Source organism: Legionella cardiaca (assembly GCF_029026145.1).
In the GTDB taxonomy this organism is placed as follows: Bacteria; Pseudomonadota; Gammaproteobacteria; order Legionellales; family Legionellaceae; genus Tatlockia; species Tatlockia cardiaca.
Map to the genome: position 1 here is coordinate 342,126 of NZ_CP119078.1, position 20,960 is coordinate 363,085.

Genomic DNA, 20,960 nt, shown 5'->3' on the forward strand with positions numbered 1-20,960 from the left:
GCCTATCAAGAGTATAGATGAATGTTATTGTTTTCTGTACTTTGCATATGATATGAAAAAGCGCATAATAGCTGTTTTTTGACGATGACCTAGTGCTATGAAACAGACTGTTGAACAATTACTTGCTCAAGCCCTTGATGCTCTCAAACAAGCCTCTACTATTCCTCAGGAGTTAAATGTTGATCTAAAAGTGGAGCGTGCTAAAGATAGTAGTCATGGTGATTTTGCAAGTAATCTGGCAATGACTCTCGCAAAACCGTGTCGTCAAGCACCACGCCAGCTTGCTGAATTAATTGTTAAGGCGATACCGAATCATCCTGCAGTCGAACGAGTTGAAATTGCGGGTCCTGGCTTTATTAACTTTTTTATGCGTGATGAAGCGCGTTCACAGGTTATTGCTGATATTTTGCAGCAGGGCGAGCTATTTGGCCGTAGTAACTTAGGGCAAGGGCAAAAGGTTATTTTAGAGTTTGTTTCAGCGAATCCAACGGGCCCTCTGCATGTAGGGCATGGTCGCGGTGCTGCTTTTGGTGCTACATTGGCAAATGTGCTTGCAGCAGCTGGATTTAATGTTAGTCGTGAGTATTACGTGAATGACGCTGGCAGACAAATGAATATTTTGGCTGCCAGTGTATGGTTGCGTTATTTAGTTTTGGCCGGTGAAGAAATAATATTCCCCGCCAATGGTTATCGTGGCGATTACGTCATGAATATTGCTCAAGAAGTGATTGATAAGCATGGCAATGACTTTGTCCATCCTTGGTCTACTATTCATGAAGGTTTACCCCCTGATGAGCCGGAAGGTGGTGATAAAGAAGTTTATATCGATGCGGTGATTGGCCGTGCACAAATGCTTCTGGGTGAGCGAGGATTTAAATTATTTCATAAACATGCTCTCGATTCTGTGTTAGCAGACATCAAAGATGATTTGGCTGAATTTGGTGTAGAGTATGACTGTTGGTTCTCTGAACAATCCTTACTTGATGGTGGAGCCATTGAAAAAGGTATCCAGGCTTTGAAGGCTGGTGGTCATACCTACGAAAAAGAGGGGGCATTATGGTTCCGCGCCACTGATTTCGGTGATGAGAAAGACAGAGTTTTGGTGCGTGCAAATGGGCATACAACTTATTTTGCCTCTGATGTAGCTTATCATTGGAATAAATATGATCGAGGTTTTGCCCGCGTCGTTGACATTTTCGGTGCTGACCACCACGGCTATGTGACTCGCGTCAAAGCCGCTGTTAAAGCTTTAGGTCATGATGAAAATGCTGTTGATGTGTTATTGGTTCAATTTGCAATTCTTTATCGTAGTGGTGAACGTGTGCAAATGTCTACAAGAAGTGGTTCATTTGTTACCTTAAGAGAGCTGAGAGAAGAAGTTGGCAATGATGCCGCGCGTTTCTTTTATGTCATGCGTAAGCCTGAACAACATATGGATTTTGACTTGGATTTGGCGAAATCAGAATCTAGCGACAATCCAGTTTATTATATCCAATATGCCCATGCGCGAATTAGTTCTGTATTAAGGCAGTTAAAAGAGCGAGGATTGAGTTGGGATGAAAGTCTGGGCTTAACTCATATTGATTTGTTAACTGAATCGCAGGAAATCACGTTAATTTCTCTAATTAGCCGATATCCAGAGGTGATAGAGGCGTCTGCGAAGGCTTGTGAGCCACATCAATTGGCTTATTACTTACGTGAATTGGCAAATGGATTACATAGTTACTACAACGCGATACAATTGCTGTGTGAGCAAGACACGCTAAGAAGTGCGCGTTTATGTTTATTGGTAGCAGTGCGACAAATCTTAAGAAATGGTTTGCGACTACTGGGTGTATCAACTCCTGAGAGCATGTGATGGCAAGGGATTACGGAAAACGTAGGCAAAGCAGGCAGAAAAGTAGTGCTCCTAAGCAATTTTTCTGGGTATTAGCTTCATTTTTATGCGGTTATTTGACTGCAAATGTATTTGATTTTACCAGTTTGAATAATTGGGTGCATAAAAATATCCTGGCGAATGATGAGCCTCCTCCTGAAACAAAAACTGTTGCGAAGCAAGAGGAGCATCCTAAACCTAAGTTTGAGTTTTATACTTTGCTAGCAAAAGATCATGGTCCTCCGACAACGTCTTTGCCCCGAGCGGCACTTGCCACGCCAGCTAAACCCGCAGATCCACCTCAAGGAGTCCCTTCTCAACCTGCATCGGCCACAACAACAGTAGCTGCAACGACTCCTAAAACGACATCTGCACCACATACACCGGTGCCTGTTACTGAGGCCAAGCCTCTTCCCGCTACAGTGAATAAAACAAAAGAAGCCTATCTGGTACAAATTGCATCTTTTAAAAGCAAACAAGAAGCTGAACGTCTGAAGGCTGCACTGACACTTAAAGGATTTGATGTAAATATTGCTGTGGCACCACCACAACAGGGTGGATGGTTTAGAGTAATTCTTGGTCCTTATGGTTCCAAAATGGAAGCTGAGAAGATTCAAGTTGCTGTTGCTCGTACTGAGCGTATTAAAGGGATGGTTCGTAAATTAAATGCTTAATTCCAGGATGTATTCGCAATTGCTTTATGAGGCGAAAATTTTGATAGTTTGCCACAAGACACGTCATTGCGGACACACCAAAGAATTATCCTGATAATTAGTTCCACCTAAAGAAAGGAGTAGCTCGTTTAAGATAGATTATTACTAGATTTGGGGTTCATCTATGTCTAATACCTATGAGTTTTATCTACCAACAATTCGCTGTGAAAGTTGCACTGCTAGTATACTACACGCTCTTAATTCAGAAGATTTTGTTAATAAAAATGGGATAGTTATTGAGTTTCATCAGGTCGATCGTTTTAAAAAAGAAATTAAGCTAAAGATAAAAAATAATAAAAAGAAGACGACCGAAGTCAAGAAAATCATACGGCAAACAATAGAAGATCTAGGTTTTACCTGTATTGATATTACTCCTGAGATGACATTACCTAAGACATCTTTCTGGAAAAAAATACTCACTTCCAATTGGCTTTTAGGGACTATTGGTACTGGAAGTGGTATTGCCTTGTTAATTCTATCCATCGTTTTTTCTGGGGGTCTATCCTTAGGAGTTATGTATGCTATTGGCGCCGTAAGTACTTTGCTGACTCTTGCATTAGGTGCACCATTTTATTATCAAGCCATAATCAAGTTATTAAAATCTCGAACACTGACAATGGATACCTTGTTTACAGTCAGCACTTTGACGGTAATTGGTGTTTCTCTAGCCGCTTTTGCATTTCCCTGGTTGCCGATGATGTTTGAGGCGGGGTTATTAATTTTTGGTTTTCGTTATTTGGGACTCGCCATTGAGGAAACAATTACTCAGAAGGTCGCTGTTGAGAAAAAATTTAAAGATCGTTTGCCCCGTGAGGTTACTGTTTTAGCAACAGAAGAATTACCTAAGCAGCAACGTAAACTTTCAACTATTCAAGCTGAAGAACAATTATTAATTGCTGCGGGAGGTATTATTCCTGTGGATGGAGAATGCCTTTCCCCTAGTGCCATCTATGATACGATTATCACTGGCTCTGTTTTGCCCCGTGCTATTAAGCCGGGTGAAAGGGTATTGGCTGGTATGCGACTAGCTGAAGACGCTGAGCCAATGGTTCTAAAGGCAAAATCTATCATTCTTTCATTAAAAAAAGATGATTATATTCCCGTAGATGGATTTTGTGAGAGTGACGATTGCCGGGTATATGACGAAGAGTTACAGCAAGAAAACTCGGTCAAAAAAGGTGAGCCATTAACGGCTGGGACCAGGTTAACTTCCCCGGCTAAAGTAAAAGTAGCAGCAGTAGGCAGTTATTCTTATTTGCATCGACTCGACAATAATAATGAGCAGGCACAATTCGAAAAAGCTCCCATTGAAGAAGCTACGACAAAAATCCTGCAATATTTCATCCCTGCTGTCATCATGCTTGCACTATTGTCAGGGGGAATAATGAGTTTATTTTTCCCCTTTGCTGTGGCCTTACAGTGCGTTGTGTCTGTATTAGTGGCCGCCTGCCCTTGCACGCTTGGTTTGATTACACCACTTGCCGTAAAAATAGGAATCAATAAAGCTGCTGAGCATGGTGTGCAGTTTAAAAGTGCAAAAGCATTACAAGCTGCTGCCAATGTGAATGCAGTGGTTTTTGATGTGCATGGAACAGTGACTATGGGTATTCCAACCGCAATTAATCATAAGTTTAATTCCAAATTAGTCAGTAACCAAATGATGTTGAGCTATTTTGCAGCGTTGGAGCGTCAATCATCTCATCCAATTGCCAGCGCTATTGTTGATTATGTGAAAGAGCAACAAATAGATGAGCTGCCTATATCCATCCTCGATATTGATAATTCAAATCATTCCGGACTCAAAGCTAAAATTACCAAACCAACGCCGAATCCCGATAGTACAAATTTAGAGGAAACGGAAGAACTCATTCTTGGTAGCCAAGCGATAATGCAGGAAAATGGAATTGATATATCGGTGGTTGAACGAACTCTAAACCTTAAAGGGGGGCAATCAGCTGTTTATCTTGCACGCGATAAGCAGTTACTAGGATACATGATTATTATCGATCCGGTGCGTCCGGGAGCTAAAGAAGCGATCACTATATTAAAACAGGAAGGAATAGCGGTATTTATTTGCACAGGTGCTGACAAGGCCACAGCAGAACGCTATGGAGAACTGCTTGATATTCCAAATGACAATATTTGCTATGGATCTGTCGGAATTTCAGAAAGTATTCAAGATAACTCTAAAACAGCGTTTATTGAAAAATTAAAAGCGCAAGGTTTCAATGTTGCTATGGTAGGTGATGCTGCTAACGATTCTGGTGCTGTGTCGAGCACCGTGGGTGTAGCTGTTAAATCCAAAGCGGGTGACGAAATAATACAGCAGCAAGCCAGCGCTGTGGTTCAAGAAGATTCGTTATTACCTGTTGCCAGTATTTTTGCGATAGCTAAGCAAACAATAAGCAACATTAATCAAAATTTAGGTTTTAGCTTAATTTATAACATGAGTTCTATGTTACTTGCTGGAGGTTTGTTAGTGGCAATTGGTATTACACTGAATCCTGCTGTAGGTGTTGCCTTAATGATTTTGCAAACGAGTCTTGTTCTACTAAATGCATACCGTTTTAAATCACAAAAATTGGAGCATTTACAACAAGCAAAAGTTCAACCTACAGTCGAGTATAAAGAATCCTATGGTTGTTTAAGTAATTGTTTTCATGGTAATCAATTAACCACAACTGTGACGAATTCACAAGAAGAAAATAGTCTATCAGTGCCACTTTTTAAACAACCAATGACATCTGAGGATAAACGTGTAGAAGCTAATCTAAGTGAAGATTTTGTGTTTAGTTAGCGGGTTACTGTGACGCGAATGTCGCTTGCATTTTTTATCGCGTGTGGTTTGCTAACACTGATAGTTAATTCCGATACATTAAATTCATTTTTGATTAAAGTGGCAACGTTGTTGGCCACGGTTTCGATAAGTTGAAACGCGTTTGTTTCAACATAGGTTGTAACTTGTTGGCATAGCTTGCTGTAATCGATGGTATTGCTTAAATCATCATTACAAGCACTAAAATTACCAGGAATTGAAATATCAATCAGCAAGCGCTGCGAGATTTGTTGCTCCCAAGTATATACGCCAATTCGAGTCAGCACACTCAAACCTTTTATCTGAAGAATATCCATCGTGCTTCCAAAATAAATGGCTTAGGATAACAATGGTATTTTTTAAGAGCAAGGGTTATGCAAAAAATTCAATCATCATCATCATGCAGTCGAGCTTAAAGAATAGACTTAGGTTTTGTTTTATTAGTTTCTTGATTAGTTTTTCATCAAAAGTTATTCTCTAAAATGTTGTATCTAAATTGATGGTGTAAGCAAAGATGGAAAAGTTGCTGCTTATTAATATGTAAAGTCATAAGGATCTGACTATGCTATTACCCAATATTGATATCAAGGATTATAAGAAAGTTATTGCTGAAAAAATTTCGTTGATTATTGATCCGATTTCTCAAGAAATACCTCTAGATCCACTATTCGTTAATTATTTTGATTCTCAATTTGTACGTATATATTCAAAGGCCTCTGTTTTAGAACTGCAAAAACAGAATGCACTCGCACGTCAGTTGCTTGAAGAAATTAAGCTAGATAAAACTGGCGTTTGTGTTGCTTTAAAAAGTGCCAGTAATCTATCCGAATCAGAAAAAAGCTATAAAGATTTTTTATTAACGATGAAAGATCTAACAAGTGAAAAAATTCTAGCTATTTTACAAGAGCTACAAAAAATCGCGCAAATTGTAAAATTTTCACTGCCAGCTCAATCTTTATTGTTAAAAATCCATCGAATCCTTCATAAGGATATTGAAGTCTATGTGGAAGCATTCTTGAGACTAGCAGCACAAAGTGATGGAGAGAAGGCAATTAAAGGGTTATTTAAATTTTATGAAGCTATGTTTAGAAAACAAACTGAAATCACAGCAGAGCGGCATGGTCAATTGATGATAAACGGTAATCCTTTATCTAATAACCAAGTAATTTGCCCAATTTTTAGAAAAAGAATCAATGTTGCTGATTCATTAAAGAATACCACTCAAGCTAGTTATTTTTTAGCTATTTTCATTGCATTAAGCAAACTAGCTGAAGTAGAAGATTCAGACATTGAGCTTTTTTTAAAAAATCAATCACCAGAATATCTTAGCAAGGCTAATACAATATTACTGCGGTATTTACGTTATCCCATTTTGTTTAATTTTACCCCTCAACAAAAAAATTTCTTAATTCAAATAGGGGCGCAAGCCGCAGCAACGCAAATTCGTTATCCTCATCTATGGGATGAAGAAAAATCATTGGAAGAAAATGCTCTCTCTTTATTGAGAGACTATACCAAGCAAGATTGGTCTTCCCCCCTTTTAGGATTATTTATTTGCGGTCATTGGAATCGTCATCATCTTGAAAAAGTCAGGGAAACTATCAGAGAGCTGCAAGGTGGTGGGAAAGTCAGGGAGTTATTGGAGGAGCTAAAATATTATGCAAAATCCCATAGTCAATACAATCCGCAAGGCTCTTTAGCATGCCGTTTAGAGTTTATACAGTATAAAATTGACAAAATAGCCGCTCTTAAACCCTTTCCCGAGGTTGAATTAGAAGACGCCCTGATAACACTCGCAAACATTTAATAAAGACTTGGACTTGATAGGGTACTGTCTTGTGAAATGGGGCTAGGCGGTTTATTAATAAAACCATGTACTGAATGCGCATTTGCCAGAGAGGTTGGGGGCGTCATCCGCCAGGATGCTTGAAATTCTTTTTCTTGTTCAATTTGTGATGTTGCAGATAAGAGATTTGTGGGCTCAACGTTTAGTCCTTTCATTTCGTCAGTACCATTAATGATAGTTGCTGGTTTTTCCTGAGCGACCTCCGTGGCTAGATTTTTAATAATAGAGGGGGAATAAATAAATCCCAAGACCCGCAATTTAAAAACTAAAACAAAGGCTTTCCATAAGGTTAATTTTTCGTAACCATGATTTTGTGGTTGTTCCAGCGCATCGCGATACTCAGTAGGCATTAATGTTTTGATCTGGCTAATATTAGAACGAAAATAGATATTGCCATCTTTACCATTAATCAAAAGAGGTTGGGTTTGTGGTTTTTGATAATCTACCTCTGGTAAAAAACATAATCCTCCATAATGTGCCTCAGGAGGAATAATACCACTCTCCATCACCCGAGCAATGTCGCCAAGAGAGTTGGTCATACCGTTGACAAGCATATCGCTATTGTTATTGTTGCCATTTAAAAAATAAGTTCCATCACCATAGGCTTCATCAATAACCGGATACATTTTCAATATTTTATCGGAGTCTGTGCAGGGTTGATGGGGATTATGGACGGTAACGCTACGAAGATTGTCCTCATTATGCATATTATTAATAAGAATGCTACCGAAGACACTAAAGCGTTCTGGCATCGTTTTACGTAAGATACCGATCCGGCTCATATGTCCACCCGCAAAATGGTCGGAGTAAAAATGCATGGTAAACAAATCTTGAGCAATAGCCAGGGCATGGTAGCGTGCAGCTAATTCCTCATAAATTGCTGCAGGTGAAGTTAAATTTTCAAATTTATAACGTGTGGGATTATCCTGAATTTGTTTAAGAACCCGAGTCAATTCAGTGCTGATTGATTTTTGAAGATCTTCCAGAACAAGTTTACCACTGCTGAGATTTTTGCACGCAAAGGCTATTTCAGCCATTTTCAAGGCGGTGTGATGGCCCACAATATAAGCTCGAGCCGACCAGGGAGTAAAATGAGCTTCATTCTTGTTTAACTTTTCCTTATAGCCTTTCACAGTCCAGGAATAAACAAGCTGCTGAAAAATGGCGTTAATAGATTTAAAAAAAGGAATGTAGGTGGTTTCTTCTACTTTATAGATATGCTCAATGTTTTCGAGATTGACATCAGGAGAGGCCAGATCTCCATAGGCTTCTGTAAAAGCCAATATTTCTTTTGCTACGACCGGATTTTTAAATAATCGTTTATTGTTTTTAACAGCCGCTTGACCAGCTGTTTTACCAATATTTAATTCTAAACCCCAACCCGCTTTTGTATAATAGTCACCCGCTAATGCAACAATATCACCGGCTGTTAATTGTAATTTATCAAGCGGAACAGGTATACCGTCAAGTTGTCGCATCATTGTGACGCGTAGAGGCTCATCATCGGGCTTGGGCAATATACTTTTACTACCCTGTAAATAGAGATTATCAAGGGTTTCAATACGGATTTGATTACCAGCCTGTCGGTGCTCGTTGGTTTCCATGGGTGATCTGTAAAGTTTGCCTGCGTTGATTGTAACGAGAGAAAATTAAGAAAAACTTAAAATCTGTAAAAATTGGGAACAAATCATCTCACTTCATGATTTAATTCATCTCATTCACGCGCAGGCGGGAAACTATCTTTAAAACAAAATTTCTTTGTTTAGCGAAACATTTACACGGGGTAATTTGCTGTTAAGAACCGTCAATTTAAGCGACAGAGTGGATACGTTTTCTTATAAAGCCGTTCTAATTTTTTGTCGTTTATGGAAGAGCAACAAAAAGCACCATCTGTATTTTATCCACTACAATGTTAGAATCCTTGGTACTTTTAACTGTAAAAAAATTGCTATGGACAATATTCAGGATTCATTATTAATTCGCGCTCTACGGCGCCTACCTGTTGAACGAACCCCGGTTTGGTTTATGCGCCAGGCAGGACGGTATTTACCAGAGTACCGGCGTGTGCGAGAACAGGCTGGAAGTTTCTTAAATTTATGCCAGAACCCTGAGTTAGCTTGTGAAGTTACATTACAACCTTTATCTCGTTATGCTCTCGATGCAGCAATTCTATTTTCCGATATATTAACTATTCCAGATGCAATGGGATTGGGCCTGTACTTTACTGAAGGAGAGGGGCCTGCTTTCCATAAACCGGTTCGTACCATCGAAGAGATTTCAGCATTAGAGATTCCAAATCCTGTTGAACAATTAAGCTATGTAATGGAAGCGGTACGTCTAATTCGCCATGAAATGCCTAAAAATTTGCCTTTAATTGGCTTTGCTGGTAGCCCTTGGACTTTGGCTTGCTATATGGTTGAAGGGGGAAGTAGCCGTGATTTTAAACAAATTTTACGTTTACTTTATATTGAACCCAAGGCACTTCACCTCCTATTAAAAAAGCTTGCCGAAGCTGTCACTGTTTATCTTGACGAACAAATACGACAAGGCGTGAATGTTGTGATGTTATTTGATACTTGGGGAGGGATTTTAACTGCGAAAAACTATCAAGCATTCTCTCTTCATTATATGGAAACGATCATTAAGGCTTTAAAGCAGAAACATCCGCATATTCCCATCATTTTATTTACCAAAGGGGGGGGACAATGGCTTAAACAAATGTCACAAAGTGGTTGTGATGCACTGGGTTTAGATTGGACAACAGAAATTGGCACTGCGCGTTTGCTTGTGGGTGATCAGGTGGCATTGCAGGGGAATCTTGATCCAACTGTCTTGCTGTCTACTCCTCAATGCATCCGTCAGCAAGTTGAACAAGTGCTGGCCTCCTTTGGCGCAGGCACTGGACATGTATTTAATTTAGGGCATGGTATTACCCCGGATGTATCTCCGGAACACGTAACAGTGATGATTGAGGCAGTGCATGAGTTAAGTCCCGCTTATCATGGAGAATAACTATGATCATTAATAGTGATTTTAGGCCAGCTTGGTGGTTATCAAATTCACACGCACAAACGCTATTTCCTACGCTGACTCGTCGCCTGCAGGCACCAGTTAATTCAACTGAACGGATTGAATTACCGGACGGTGATTTCATTGATTTGGCCTGGGCTGTAAATAACCAGGAAAGCGATAGTCCTTTGGTTATAATACTGCACGGCTTAGGGGGTAGCATCGAGTCTGCCTATGTCGCTGGATTTATGCATGCATTAAACAGTTGTGGCTGGCGTGCTGTGCTTATGCACTTTCGTGGAGCGAGTAAGGAACCTAATCGCTTGGCCCGCGCGTACCATTCTGGGGATACAGGGGACTTAAATTTTTTTCTGCAGCTCCTGCAAAAACGTGAGCCTCATACAAAAAAAGCTGCCATCGGTGTATCGTTGGGAGGCAATGTTTTACTTAAATGGTTAGGAGAGAATGGACCGCAAAAAATACTTGAGACAGCAATTGCAGTTTCAGTACCATTTCAGCTACGTTTTGTTGCCGATAAGATTAGCCAAGGTTTCTCCCGAATTTACCAAGGCTATTTGTTACGTCGTTTGAAAGAGGTCTTTGAGCGTAAAAGACAAGTTTTCAGCAATGACTTACCAGAACCCTTAAAGAATATTGACAAATGGCAGTGTTTTTGGACTTTTGATGAATTTGTCACTGCTCCCTTACATGGGTTTCCCAATGTCCATGCTTATTATCGCGAGGCAAGTTCTCGTTCTTATTTGCGTCATATTGCCACCCCAACGTTGATTATTCACGCATTAGATGACCCATTTATGACTCCTGAAGTTGTTCCCAGTGAGAAAGAGTTATCATCTGATATTATACTTGAGTTGAGTGCTACCGGTGGACATGTCGGTTTTATTGCGGGGCATGTACCAGGAATGCCGATTTATTGGCTGGATCAGCGAATCCCTGATTTTTTAAAACCAATATTCTCATCCTAAAACAACCTAAAGCGGACAAAACCCATTCCAGAAGACGCCAGGCTATCCTGGAACAGGTTTATATAACTTAGCTGCGCTGCAGCGATTTAAATTGCTTACTTAATTGAATGGCCATTTCTAAGGATTGTTCATAATTTAGACGAGGATCAACTAAGCTACGATAAGCTCGTTTGAGATCTTCTTCATTTAACCCGCGTGCTCCGCCAATGCATTCAGTCACATTATCACCCGTTAGCTCAAAATGAACGCCACCTAAATAACTGTCCATTTCACGATGAATTGTAACGGCTTGCTGGAGTTCTGACAAAATATTGTCGAAATGTCGTGTTTTGATGCCATCAGGTGTTGTTTCCGTATTACCGTGCATGGGATCGCAGGACCAAGTAACAGGACAATTTGTGGTTTTTATTGCTTCAATAAGCGGGGGCAATAATTTTTGAATGTCTTTAGCTCCTAAACGGGTGATAAGAAGTATTCGACCTTCCTCTCGTTGAGGGTTAAGAACCTTAATTACTTCAGTTAACCATTCTTTGGTAGCGGCTGGTCCGACTTTGATGCCAATTGGATTTTGTACGCCCCGTAGGAATTCAAGGTGAGCACTTTCTAACTTGGCTGTGCGCATGCCTATCCAGGGTAAATGAGTTGATAAGTCATACCATAAGCCATCATGCAGGCGTCGAGTTAATGCCTGTTCATAATGGAGATGCAAGGCTTCATGAGAGGTATAAAAATCTACTTTATTAAGTGTGCTATCACGCAAACCGTCAATGGCCTCAATAAAAGCCAGGGAGTCGGAAAGTGAATGAACGATGGCATGATATTCATCAGCTTGTGGGGAGTGTTCGACAAAGCGTAAATCCCAACGCTGGGGATGATTTAAATCGGCGAATCCACCGTCTAGTAGTGCTCGAATGAAATTTAGCGTCATGGCGGCACAACTATAACCCTGTAACATTAATTTAGGATTGGGGATGCGTGAGTCAGCATCAAACTGCTGGGAATTAACCAAATCACCACGATAACTCGGTAAAGTGACTCCACCAATTGTTTCATAATCTGAAGAGCGGGGTTTCGCATATTGACCAGCAATACGCCCTATTCTCACAATGGGTTTACGCATACCGTGCAACAAGATAAGACTCATTTGTAATAAAATCTTAAGTTTGTTGGTAATAATGTCTGAACGGCAATCATTAAACGATTCAGCACAATCTCCACCTTGAAGAATAAACGCTTCTCTGCGTCCTGCCCGAGCAATTGCCTGCCTTAAATTTTTAATTTCTCCGCTGGTAACAAGGGGAGGAAGTTGACTCAGTTGTTCAACAACTTTAGCCAGTTGATTTTCATCCGGATAACTGGCTGCTTGTTCATAAGAAAATTCCTGCCAAGAAACTGGCGACCATTCGCGCATAAAAAAGAACTCCTTGATTATCTATAATACCGAGTATGCGATGAATGAACAGTTCTAGCAAGTTATACTTATATAATTAAATGTAATAAAAAGGCTGAGTTAGGAAAGAAATGGCAGTCTTAATTTTATATAGGACTTGAATTTTTATGAACAGTCCCCAACTTACTGCCATCATTTTATTCGGGAGTGAATTGACAATGAGCGAAGATAATAAAAAAAACTGGCGTAAAATTAAAGAGTCACACGAAGAAGACTCTTGGAACGATGAAGATGAAGAAGCGCCTTTAAGTGAGGATGAAGATTCATTAGACATGAATGAGCATGCTTTGGAGCATCCAAGTTATATCGAACTTGAAGAAAAATTAACGTCTGCTGAGCAAAAAGCCCATGAAAATTGGGAAAAAGCAGCTCGAGCTGTTGCCGAATTAGAAAACGTTCGCCGGCGAGCAGAGCGTGAAGTTTCGAACGCACACCGTTACGGAGTAGAAAAATTACTCACAGCGTTCTTACCAGTGGCTGATAGCATGGAACAAGCCTTACAACTTTCCGAAAAAGAAAAGAACACGAGCATGCATGAGGGATTACAATTAACCATGAAGTTGTTTTTGGATGTTTTGGAAAAAAATGGTGTTCAACAGCTTGATCCCCTCGGTGAACCATTTAATCCCCAGGAACATGAAGCAATGTCCATGCAAGAGGTTGCAGGCTCTGCGCCTAATACAGTTCTTGCTGTGTTTCAGAAGGGGTATAAACTGCATGACAGGGTTATTCGTCCCGCACGAGTCGTGGTTTCTAAAGCAAAATCTGTTGACGAAAAAGCTTAATTATCAAGTGGATAGATAATTAAATTTCAGACAAAACAGGCAAGACTTACCATACATATTCGATATTGGCTGGTTTTAAATAGTGGATAGCTTGAAATTTATAAATTCCACCCCATATGAAAAACATTGCAATATAAAAACTATCTGGAGCAAGAATAAATGGCAAAAATTATCGGAATCGACTTAGGTACAACAAATTCCTGCGTAGCGATAATGGAAGGTGATAAACCACGTGTAATTGAAAATAGCGAAGGGCACCGTACGACTCCTTCTATTGTCGCTTTTACTGATGACAATGAAGTTTTGGTTGGTCAGGCAGCTAAACGTCAAGCAGTTACTAATCCTGATAATACACTTTTTGCGGTGAAACGTTTGATCGGTCGTCGCTTTGATGATCCAGTTGTGCAAAAAGATATAAAAATGGTTCCCTACAAGATTATTAAAGCGGACAACGGCGATGCCTGGGTACGTGTAAAAGGCCAAGACAAGGCGCCACCACAAATTTCAGCAGAAGTTTTACGTAAAATGAAAAAAACTGCCGAAGATTATCTTGGCGAAGAAGTGAAGGAAGCTGTCATCACGGTTCCTGCCTACTTTAATGATTCACAACGTCAAGCCACTAAAGATGCCGGTCGAATTGCAGGACTTGAAGTAAAACGTATTATTAACGAACCAACTGCTGCGGCACTTGCCTATGGGATGGACAAGAAACGTGGTGATTCAGTCATCGCAGTCTATGACTTGGGGGGGGGGACTTTTGATATTTCAATTATTGAAATTGCTGAAGTTGATGGGGAGCACCAATTTGAAGTATTAGCAACAAATGGTGATACTTTCTTGGGTGGTGAAGATTTTGACCTCGCATTAATTGAATATCTGGCTTCAGAATTTAAGAAAGATACTGGCATTGATTTGCACAATGATCCCTTAGCTTTACAACGTTTGAAAGATGCGGCTGAAAAGGCAAAGATTGAATTATCATCTGCGCAACAAACTGATGTGAACCTACCTTATATTACTGCTGATGCATCAGGTCCTAAACATTTAAACATTAAGTTAACGCGCGCAAAACTAGAATCTCTCGTTGAACAATTAGTTGAGCGTTCTATTGAACCTTGTAAGATTGCTCTGAAGGATGCTGGTTTGAATGTTTCTCAAATTAACGAGGTTATTCTCGTTGGCGGGCAAACACGTATGCCTATGGTGCAAAAGAAAGTGCAGGATTTCTTTGGCAAAGAGCCACGTAAAGATGTAAACCCTGATGAGGCTGTCGCTGTAGGTGCAGCAATTCAGGCTGCTGTATTGTCTGGCGATGTGAAAGACATCCTATTACTTGATGTAACTCCGTTATCATTAGGTATTGAAACGTTGGGTGGTGTTATGACCAAGCTTATTGAGAAAAACACAACCATTCCAACCAAAGCAAACCAAGTGTTCTCTACAGCTGACGATAATCAGACAGCGGTAACGGTTCATGTCTTACAGGGTGAGCGCGAGCAAGCTTCTGCAAATAAATCGTTAGGTCGTTTTGATCTAACTGATATTCCACCTGCACCACGTGGTGTACCACAAATTGAAGTTATTTTTGATATTGACGCTAACGGTATTTTAAATGTATCTGCTAAAGACAAGGCGACTGGTAAAGCACAATCCATTGTGATTAAAGCGTCTAGTGGTTTAAGTGATGAAGAAGTTGACGCAATGGTTAAAGATGCCAAAGCGCATGCGGAAGAAGATAAGAAATTCAAGGAAATGGCTGATATCCGTAACCAAGCTGATAGCCTGATTCATAGTAGCGAAAAATCTATGAAGGATTTGGAGGGTGAGTTATCAGCTGATGAGAAAAGCAGTATAGAAACAGCAATTACCGAGTTAAAAGAAGCGATGAAAGGTAATGATAAGGCTCAGATTGAAGATAAATTAAAAGTCTTGACTAACGTTTCCGGTAAAATGGCTGAGCGTGTTTATGCAAAGAAAACTGCTGAAACTCAATCAGAAACACCTCATGAAACAAAAGCCACTGAAGAACCAGCAAAACAGGCTGATGAAGGCGTTGTTGATGCTGAGTTTGAGGAAGTCCAGGACGATAAGAAGTAACGAGTTACAATTGATGGTGTTTATAATATGAGCACCATTAGCGTTTAAAAAAGAATGGGGATGCTATGCGTTCCCTGTTTCTTTTTTGTACTTCTAGTATAATGGTAAAATAGTTTAATCTTTAATTGGTGTTAGAGTTATGGAAAAGCAGGATTATTATGAACTTCTCGGTGTTAGTCGCGGTGCTGAGGAGACCGAAATAAAAAAAGCCTATCGCAAATTGGCAATGAAATATCATCCGGATCGTAACTCTAACGACAAGGACGCAGAAGAGAAATTCAAAGAAATTCAAAAAGCTTACGCAGTCCTTTCTGATCCACAAAAACGCGCTGCCTATGATCGCTTTGGTCACGCTGGTGTTGATCCTTCTATGGGTGGGCATGGCGGTTTTGGTGGTGGCTTTGGTGGCTTTGGCGATGTTTTTGAAGATATCTTTGAGAATATTTTCTCTGGAGGTCGTGGACAAGGTCGACAATCCAGAGCGCAACGCGGTGCCGACTTACAATTTAATGTGCAGCTTACTTTGGAAGAAGCTGCCGTAGGCAAGCAAATTGAAATTACCGTGCCACGACATGTAACTTGCGAAACTTGTGATGGTTCTGGTGCGAAAAAAGGCTCGACCCCAAAAACTTGTGAAACTTGTAACGGTGTAGGGCAAGTGCGGATTCAACAAGGATTTTTCTCTATTCAACAAACTTGTCCAAGTTGTCATGGTGATGGCAAAGTCATTACCGATCCTTGTCAAAGCTGCCATGGGCAAGGAAGAACAAGAGAAAGTAAGAAATTAACCGTGAAAATTCCTGCTGGTGTTGATAATGGTGACCGTGTACGTCTCGGTGGTGAAGGTGAAGCCGGCATGCATGGCGGACCTGCAGGGGATTTATATGTGCAAATTAACATCAAAGCTCATTCGATTTTTGAGCGTCATGAAAGTGATCTCTATTGCGAGGTACCTATCAGCTTCATAACTGCAGCGCTTGGTGGTTCCATTGAAGTTCCCACTTTAGAAGGACGAGTTACCTTAAAAATTCCCGGTGAAACACAAACAGGGAAAACCTTTCGTTTACGAGGAAAGGGTATGAAATCTGTCCGCGGCCATGCGACTGGGGATTTGCTGTGCCGAGTTGTGGTTGAAACACCAGTGAATTTATCAAAAGAGCAAAAGGAATTACTCACCAAGTTGCAAGACTCTCTTGATAGCAGTAAAAAAACCCATTCACCACGTTCAAGTTCCTGGTTTGATGGCGTAAAAAAATTTTTTGAAGACATGAAATTTTAGCAAACCTGCTGTACAATTTGCATTTATGCAGTCATCGTGCGTGCAATAAGATTTTTGTTTATACGAAACAAAGCATTGCCCGCACTAGCTTAAGAGTTTTCCATATGTTCAATAAACCAGCAATTTTAGTTCTCTCTGATGGCACCATTATTGAAGGCGTGTCCATCGGCGCCAGTGGAGATTGCGTAGGTGAGCTGGTTTTTAATACAGCGATGACTGGTTATCAAGAAATGCTTACTGACCCCTCTTATGCGAAACAGATAATTACATTGACTACCGCTCACGTTGGGAATACAGGTTGTAATACGGAAGACATGGAGTCATCAAGAGTTTGGGCATCAGGATTGGTCATACGTGAATGTTCTATGTACTCAAGCAACTATCGTGCTGAACAAACCCTGCCGGATTGGTTAAAAAGACAAGGAATAGTTGCCATTGCTGGGATAGATACACGACAACTTACATTAAGATTGCGTGAACATGGGGCTATAAATGCTTGTATTAGTACCAATGTTCAACAACCAGAGCTAGCCTTGGGAAAAGCAAGAGCCTTTGCTGGCTTAGAAGGCATGGATCTGGCTTGTGAAGTCTCAAGGCAAACCATTGAGCGCTGGCATGAAGGGCGCGGTAATTGGGGAGATGAATCTAAACCCAATCAGTTTCATGTCGTCGCTTATGATTTTGGTGTAAAACATAATATACTGCGAATTCTGCACGATAAAGGTTGCTATATTACAATTGTTCCCGCAAAAACATCGGCTGCAGAAGTAATGGCTCTGAATCCAGACGGCATTTTTTTGTCAAATGGTCCAGGAGATCCGTTGGCATGTGATTACGCAATTGCGGCAACTCGCCAATTTCTGGAAGATAATATACCCATTTTGGGGATTTGTTTAGGTTTTCAGATTTTAGCTTTAGCGTGTGGAGCCAAATCAATTAAAATGAAATTTGGTCATCACGGTGCTAATCATCCCGTGGTTGAATTAAGTGAATCTCAACGAGTTTTTATCACAAGTCAAAACCATGGCTTTACTATCGATGAGTCATCGTTACCTAGCTATTTACAAGTAACTCATCGTTCATTGTTTGATCAAAGTTTGCAAGGAATTCAGCATAGGGATAAACCTGCTATAGGTTTTCAGGGTCATCCAGAGGCGAGTCCTGGTCCCCATGATATTGCGGTAATTTTTGATCAATTTATTTCGCTAATGAAGTCAGCAACTAAAGAGGATATAGTGTGAGTGATTTTCATGTTTTTACGTCTGAGTCAGTTTCAGAAGGTCATCCTGATAAAATAGCTGATCAAATTTCAGATGCTATTCTTGATGCTATCTTAGCTAAAGATTCCCATGCACGTGTGGCTTGTGAAACTTTTGTAAAAACCGGTATGGTGATGGTGGGTGGAGAAATCACCACTCGCGCCTGGGTTGATGTAGAAGAAATCGTTCGTGAAGTAATTAAGGATATTGGCTATAACAGTTCAGAAATGGGTTTTGATTGGGCCTCTTGTGCGGTACTCAGTGCAATTGGCAAACAGTCACCTGATATTGCGCGTGGCGTCGATAATAAAGAAACAAAAATACTTGGTGCTGGTGATCAGGGATTGATGTTTGGCTATGCCAGTCGCGAAACCGATGTGTATATGCCTGCTCCGATTGCCTATTCTCATCGTCTCATGGAAAAGCAGGCTGCTTTAAGGAAGAACAAGCAATTACCCTGGCTTCGTCCTGATGCGAAATGTCAATTAACTTTCAAATATGAACAGGGTAAACCAATTGCCATTGATACAGTTGTTTTTTCGACACAACACTCGCCTGATATCAGTCATAAAGATTTAATAGAAGCAGTGCGTGAAGAAATTATTAAACCAGTATTGCCTTCCGAATGGTTATCGCAACATACACGATATTATATTAATCCTACAGGTCGATTTGTTATTGGTGGACCGCTTGGCGATTGTGGTTTAACAGGAAGAAAAATTATTGTTGATACCTACGGTGGTATGGCTCGACATGGTGGTGGTTGTTTTTCAGGCAAAGATCCCTCCAAGGTTGATCGTTCAGCCGCTTATGCAGCGCGCCATGTTGCGAAGAACATCGTTGCTGCAGGCATTGCTGATAAATGTGAAATTCAAGTGTCTTATGCTATTGGTGTGGCTGAGCCAACATCTATTAGCATTAATACTTATGAGACTGGCCGTCTTCCAGAGCCAGCAATTATTGATTTAATTAATACGCATTTTGATTTGACCCCTCAAGGAATTATCGATCATCACGATCTTTTACGACCTATTTATCGTCAAACCGCAAGCTACGGTCATTATGGTCGTGAAGGATTTCCCTGGGAACGCTTAGATAAAGTCGATGTTTTAAGAAAGGCTCTATAACTCCTTGAGAAAAAGGAAAACTTATGAAACAAGTTGATATTATGACTAAACAAAACGATGCAGCCCAAGATTTTAAAGTTGCAGATTTGTCACTTGCTGATTGGGGCCGTAAGGAAATCGCTATTGCAGAAACAGAAATGCCTGGTCTCATGGCTTTACGTGAAGAGTTTGCCAGTCAAAAACCTCTAAAAGGAGCACGTATTGCTGGTTGTTTGCATATGACTATTCAAACTGCGGTTTTGATCGAAACATTGCAGGCGTTGGGTGCTGAAGTAAGATGGTCTTCCTGTAATATCTTTTCCACACAAGATCATGCAGCGGCAGCAATTGCTGTTAAAGGTGTGCCTGTATTTGCCTGGAAAGGCGAAACTGAAGAGGAATATTGGTGGTGTGTTGAACAAACTATCCATGGCCCTAATGGCTGGACTCCTAATTTACTTCTGGATGATGGTGGTGATTTAACGCAGCTTATCCATCAAAAATATCCTGAAATGTTTGCCGATATTAAAGGTGTTTCCGAAGAAACAACCACGGGAGTTGCCAGACTTTATGAAATGGCTAAAAAAGGTCAATTGAAAACACCTGCAATTAATGTCAATGATTCCGTTACCAAATCCAAATTTGATAACTTATATGGTTGTCGAGAGTCTTTATTGGATGGTTTAAAACGTGCTACAGATGTCATGATAGCCGGTAAAGTTGCATTAATTCTTGGATATGGCGATGTAGGTAAAGGTTGCGCTCAAGCGTTGCGCGGCCAGGGTGCCACCGTTTGGATTAGTGAAATTGATCCAATTTGCGCCCTACAGGCAGCAATGGAAGGTTATCGCGTAGTTACTCTAGATGATGTAGCCGAGCAAGTTGATATTCTGGTGACCGCGACCGGAAATTATCATGTCGTAACCCATGAGCACATGTTGCGTATGAGGCACCAAGCCATTTTATGTAACATTGGACATTTTGATTCAGAAATCGATATTCAAAGTTTGCGTCAATACACTTGGGAAAATATCAAACCGCAGGTTGATCATGTCATATTTCCTGATGGCAAGCGCCTTATTATTCTTGCTGAGGGACGTCTGGTTAACTTAGGTTGTGCGACCGGTCACCCTAGTTTTGTTATGTCTGCATCCTTCACTAACCAGGTCTTGGCCCAAATTGAATTATTTCAACATGGCAACAACTATGCTAATCAGGTTTATGTGCTTCCTAAGCATTTGGATGAAAAGGTTGCAAGACTTCATCTGGCTCGTATCGGAGCAAAAATAACCAAGTTGAACCAAGAGCAAGCCGATTATCTCGGTGTATCCGTGAACGGTCCTTATAAACCAGAGCATTATCGTTATTAAAAACGTAGGATTTAGCTTACTCATCAGGTATTAAGTACCGCTTTGTGGTACTTAATACCCAATCTCCCTTGGCATCTTGAAACTCCCTGCATCCTAAAATTCTCCCGTCATTCTGAAACTTCTCTCGCCATCCCTGGCTCTCCTTGTATCCCGAGCGCAGCGAGGGATTTCCTGAGATGGGGGATTGTCTGATTTATTATGAGAATTGTCCTGGAAAAAGAACAAGTGCTAATTAATGAATGGAATCCTAAATTAAAGAGTTATACCATCGCGACTTTAAAATTGTGCCACTATTGGGAGATCCCTCGCTGCGCTCGGGATGACGGGGCTACAGGCTCCGCTTTGAAGCCTTAAGACCTTATCTCCTCG

15 protein-coding genes are annotated in these 20,960 nt (G+C 40.6%); 12 read left to right on the plus strand and 3 right to left on the minus strand.

The features are described from left to right. Positions 1 to 97 precede the first annotated feature (97 nt). The 3 genes from argS (at position 98) to PXX05_RS01580 (ending at position 5,386) form a co-directional block, all read left to right on the plus strand. Positions 98 to 1,858, plus strand: coding sequence for an arginine--tRNA ligase (argS, locus tag PXX05_RS01570; protein ID WP_275089297.1), 1,761 nt, complete (start codon positions 98 to 100; stop codon positions 1,856 to 1,858). Next, complete coding sequence (locus tag PXX05_RS01575; RefSeq protein WP_275089298.1) at positions 1,858 to 2,550, plus strand: SPOR domain-containing protein; 693 nt, start codon at positions 1,858 to 1,860, stop codon at positions 2,548 to 2,550. Before argS ends, PXX05_RS01575 begins: the two co-directional genes overlap by 1 nt. 163 nt (positions 2,551 to 2,713) lie before the next feature. Then, a complete protein-coding gene (locus tag PXX05_RS01580) occupies positions 2,714 to 5,386 on the plus strand; it encodes a heavy metal translocating P-type ATPase (protein ID WP_275089299.1) in 2,673 nt (890 codons plus the stop codon). Here the strand turns inward: PXX05_RS01580 and folB are convergent. Beyond that, positions 5,383 to 5,721 carry a dihydroneopterin aldolase gene (folB, locus tag PXX05_RS01585; RefSeq protein WP_275089300.1) on the minus strand — a complete coding sequence of 113 codons (339 nt, stop codon included), beginning with the start codon at positions 5,719 to 5,721 and terminating at the stop codon, positions 5,383 to 5,385. The genes PXX05_RS01580 and folB overlap by 4 nt on opposite strands. 245 nt (positions 5,722 to 5,966) lie before the next feature. Here folB and PXX05_RS01590 point away from each other — a divergent pair, with 245 nt between their 5' ends. Further along, on the plus strand, positions 5,967 to 7,211 hold the full coding sequence (locus PXX05_RS01590; protein WP_275089301.1) for a DUF5617 domain-containing protein: 1,245 nt from the start codon (positions 5,967 to 5,969) through the stop codon (positions 7,209 to 7,211). On the opposite strand, the gene PXX05_RS01595 is transcribed toward PXX05_RS01590, so the two are convergent. Continuing rightward, entirely contained in the window at positions 7,208 to 8,854 is a 1,647-nt protein-coding gene (locus PXX05_RS01595) for a hypothetical protein (RefSeq protein WP_275089302.1), read from the minus strand. The genes PXX05_RS01590 and PXX05_RS01595 overlap by 4 nt on opposite strands. 346 nt (positions 8,855 to 9,200) lie before the next feature. Here PXX05_RS01595 and hemE point away from each other — a divergent pair, with 346 nt between their 5' ends. Further along, on the plus strand, positions 9,201 to 10,262 hold the full coding sequence (gene hemE, locus PXX05_RS01600) for a uroporphyrinogen decarboxylase (RefSeq protein WP_275089303.1): 1,062 nt from the start codon (positions 9,201 to 9,203) through the stop codon (positions 10,260 to 10,262). A gap of 2 nt (positions 10,263 to 10,264) precedes the next feature. Then, a complete protein-coding gene (locus tag PXX05_RS01605; RefSeq protein WP_275089304.1) occupies positions 10,265 to 11,245 on the plus strand; it encodes a hydrolase in 981 nt (326 codons plus the stop codon). A gap of 67 nt (positions 11,246 to 11,312) precedes the next feature. On the opposite strand, the gene PXX05_RS01610 is transcribed toward PXX05_RS01605, so the two are convergent. Then, the gene (locus PXX05_RS01610) at positions 11,313 to 12,656 is read right to left on the minus strand and encodes a 3-deoxy-7-phosphoheptulonate synthase class II (RefSeq protein WP_275089305.1); all 1,344 of its coding nucleotides are present in this window, start codon (positions 12,654 to 12,656) and stop codon (positions 11,313 to 11,315) included. Between the two features lie 146 nt (positions 12,657 to 12,802). On the opposite strand from PXX05_RS01610, the gene grpE reads away from it, so the two are divergent. The 6 genes from grpE to ahcY all read left to right on the plus strand — a co-directional run bounded on the left by grpE (position 12,803) and on the right by ahcY (position 20,591). Next, positions 12,803 to 13,480: a nucleotide exchange factor GrpE gene (gene grpE / locus PXX05_RS01615; protein WP_420844605.1), complete on the plus strand. Its 678-nt coding sequence runs from the start codon at positions 12,803 to 12,805 to the stop codon at positions 13,478 to 13,480. 159 nt (positions 13,481 to 13,639) lie between these two features. Then, on the plus strand, positions 13,640 to 15,577 hold the full coding sequence (gene dnaK, locus PXX05_RS01620) for a molecular chaperone DnaK (RefSeq protein ID WP_275089306.1): 1,938 nt from the start codon (positions 13,640 to 13,642) through the stop codon (positions 15,575 to 15,577). A 139-nt stretch (positions 15,578 to 15,716) separates the two neighbouring features. Continuing rightward, on the plus strand, positions 15,717 to 16,856 hold the full coding sequence (gene dnaJ / locus PXX05_RS01625; protein WP_275089307.1) for a molecular chaperone DnaJ: 1,140 nt from the start codon (positions 15,717 to 15,719) through the stop codon (positions 16,854 to 16,856). A gap of 104 nt (positions 16,857 to 16,960) precedes the next feature. After that, entirely contained in the window at positions 16,961 to 18,097 is a 1,137-nt protein-coding gene (carA, locus tag PXX05_RS01630; RefSeq protein ID WP_275089308.1) for a glutamine-hydrolyzing carbamoyl-phosphate synthase small subunit, read from the plus strand. Next, positions 18,094 to 19,242 (plus strand): methionine adenosyltransferase, encoded by a 1,149-nt coding sequence (metK, locus tag PXX05_RS01635; RefSeq protein ID WP_275089309.1) that lies wholly within the window; start codon positions 18,094 to 18,096, stop codon positions 19,240 to 19,242. The genes carA and metK overlap by 4 nt, the downstream gene beginning before the upstream one ends. Positions 19,243 to 19,283: 41 nt before the next feature. Continuing rightward, positions 19,284 to 20,591 (plus strand): adenosylhomocysteinase, encoded by a 1,308-nt coding sequence (ahcY, locus tag PXX05_RS01640; protein ID WP_275090445.1) that lies wholly within the window; start codon positions 19,284 to 19,286, stop codon positions 20,589 to 20,591. The last annotated feature ends 369 nt before the right edge of the window (positions 20,592 to 20,960 follow it).

What these genes read in the sequence shown, in the direction of transcription:
- PXX05_RS01595 (WP_275089302.1), bottom strand. Translation starts at nt 8,854, where the DNA reads ATGGAAACCAACGAGCACCGACAGGCTGGTAATCAAATCCGTATTGAA.
- dnaK (WP_275089306.1), top strand. Translation starts at nt 13,640, where the DNA reads ATGGCAAAAATTATCGGAATCGACTTAGGTACAACAAATTCCTGCGTA.
- carA (WP_275089308.1), top strand. Translation starts at nt 16,961, where the DNA reads ATGTTCAATAAACCAGCAATTTTAGTTCTCTCTGATGGCACCATTATT.
- ahcY (WP_275090445.1), top strand. Translation starts at nt 19,284, where the DNA reads ATGACTAAACAAAACGATGCAGCCCAAGATTTTAAAGTTGCAGATTTG.
- PXX05_RS01575 (WP_275089298.1), top strand. Translation starts at nt 1,858, where the DNA reads ATGGCAAGGGATTACGGAAAACGTAGGCAAAGCAGGCAGAAAAGTAGT.
- hemE (WP_275089303.1), top strand. Translation starts at nt 9,201, where the DNA reads ATGGACAATATTCAGGATTCATTATTAATTCGCGCTCTACGGCGCCTA.
- argS (WP_275089297.1), top strand. Translation starts at nt 98, where the DNA reads ATGAAACAGACTGTTGAACAATTACTTGCTCAAGCCCTTGATGCTCTC.
- PXX05_RS01605 (WP_275089304.1), top strand. Translation starts at nt 10,265, where the DNA reads ATGATCATTAATAGTGATTTTAGGCCAGCTTGGTGGTTATCAAATTCA.
- dnaJ (WP_275089307.1), top strand. Translation starts at nt 15,717, where the DNA reads ATGGAAAAGCAGGATTATTATGAACTTCTCGGTGTTAGTCGCGGTGCT.
- grpE (WP_420844605.1), top strand. Translation starts at nt 12,803, where the DNA reads ATGAACAGTCCCCAACTTACTGCCATCATTTTATTCGGGAGTGAATTG.
- PXX05_RS01580 (WP_275089299.1), top strand. Translation starts at nt 2,714, where the DNA reads ATGTCTAATACCTATGAGTTTTATCTACCAACAATTCGCTGTGAAAGT.
- PXX05_RS01610 (WP_275089305.1), bottom strand. Translation starts at nt 12,656, where the DNA reads ATGCGCGAATGGTCGCCAGTTTCTTGGCAGGAATTTTCTTATGAACAA.
- PXX05_RS01590 (WP_275089301.1), top strand. Translation starts at nt 5,967, where the DNA reads ATGCTATTACCCAATATTGATATCAAGGATTATAAGAAAGTTATTGCT.
- folB (WP_275089300.1), bottom strand. Translation starts at nt 5,721, where the DNA reads ATGGATATTCTTCAGATAAAAGGTTTGAGTGTGCTGACTCGAATTGGC.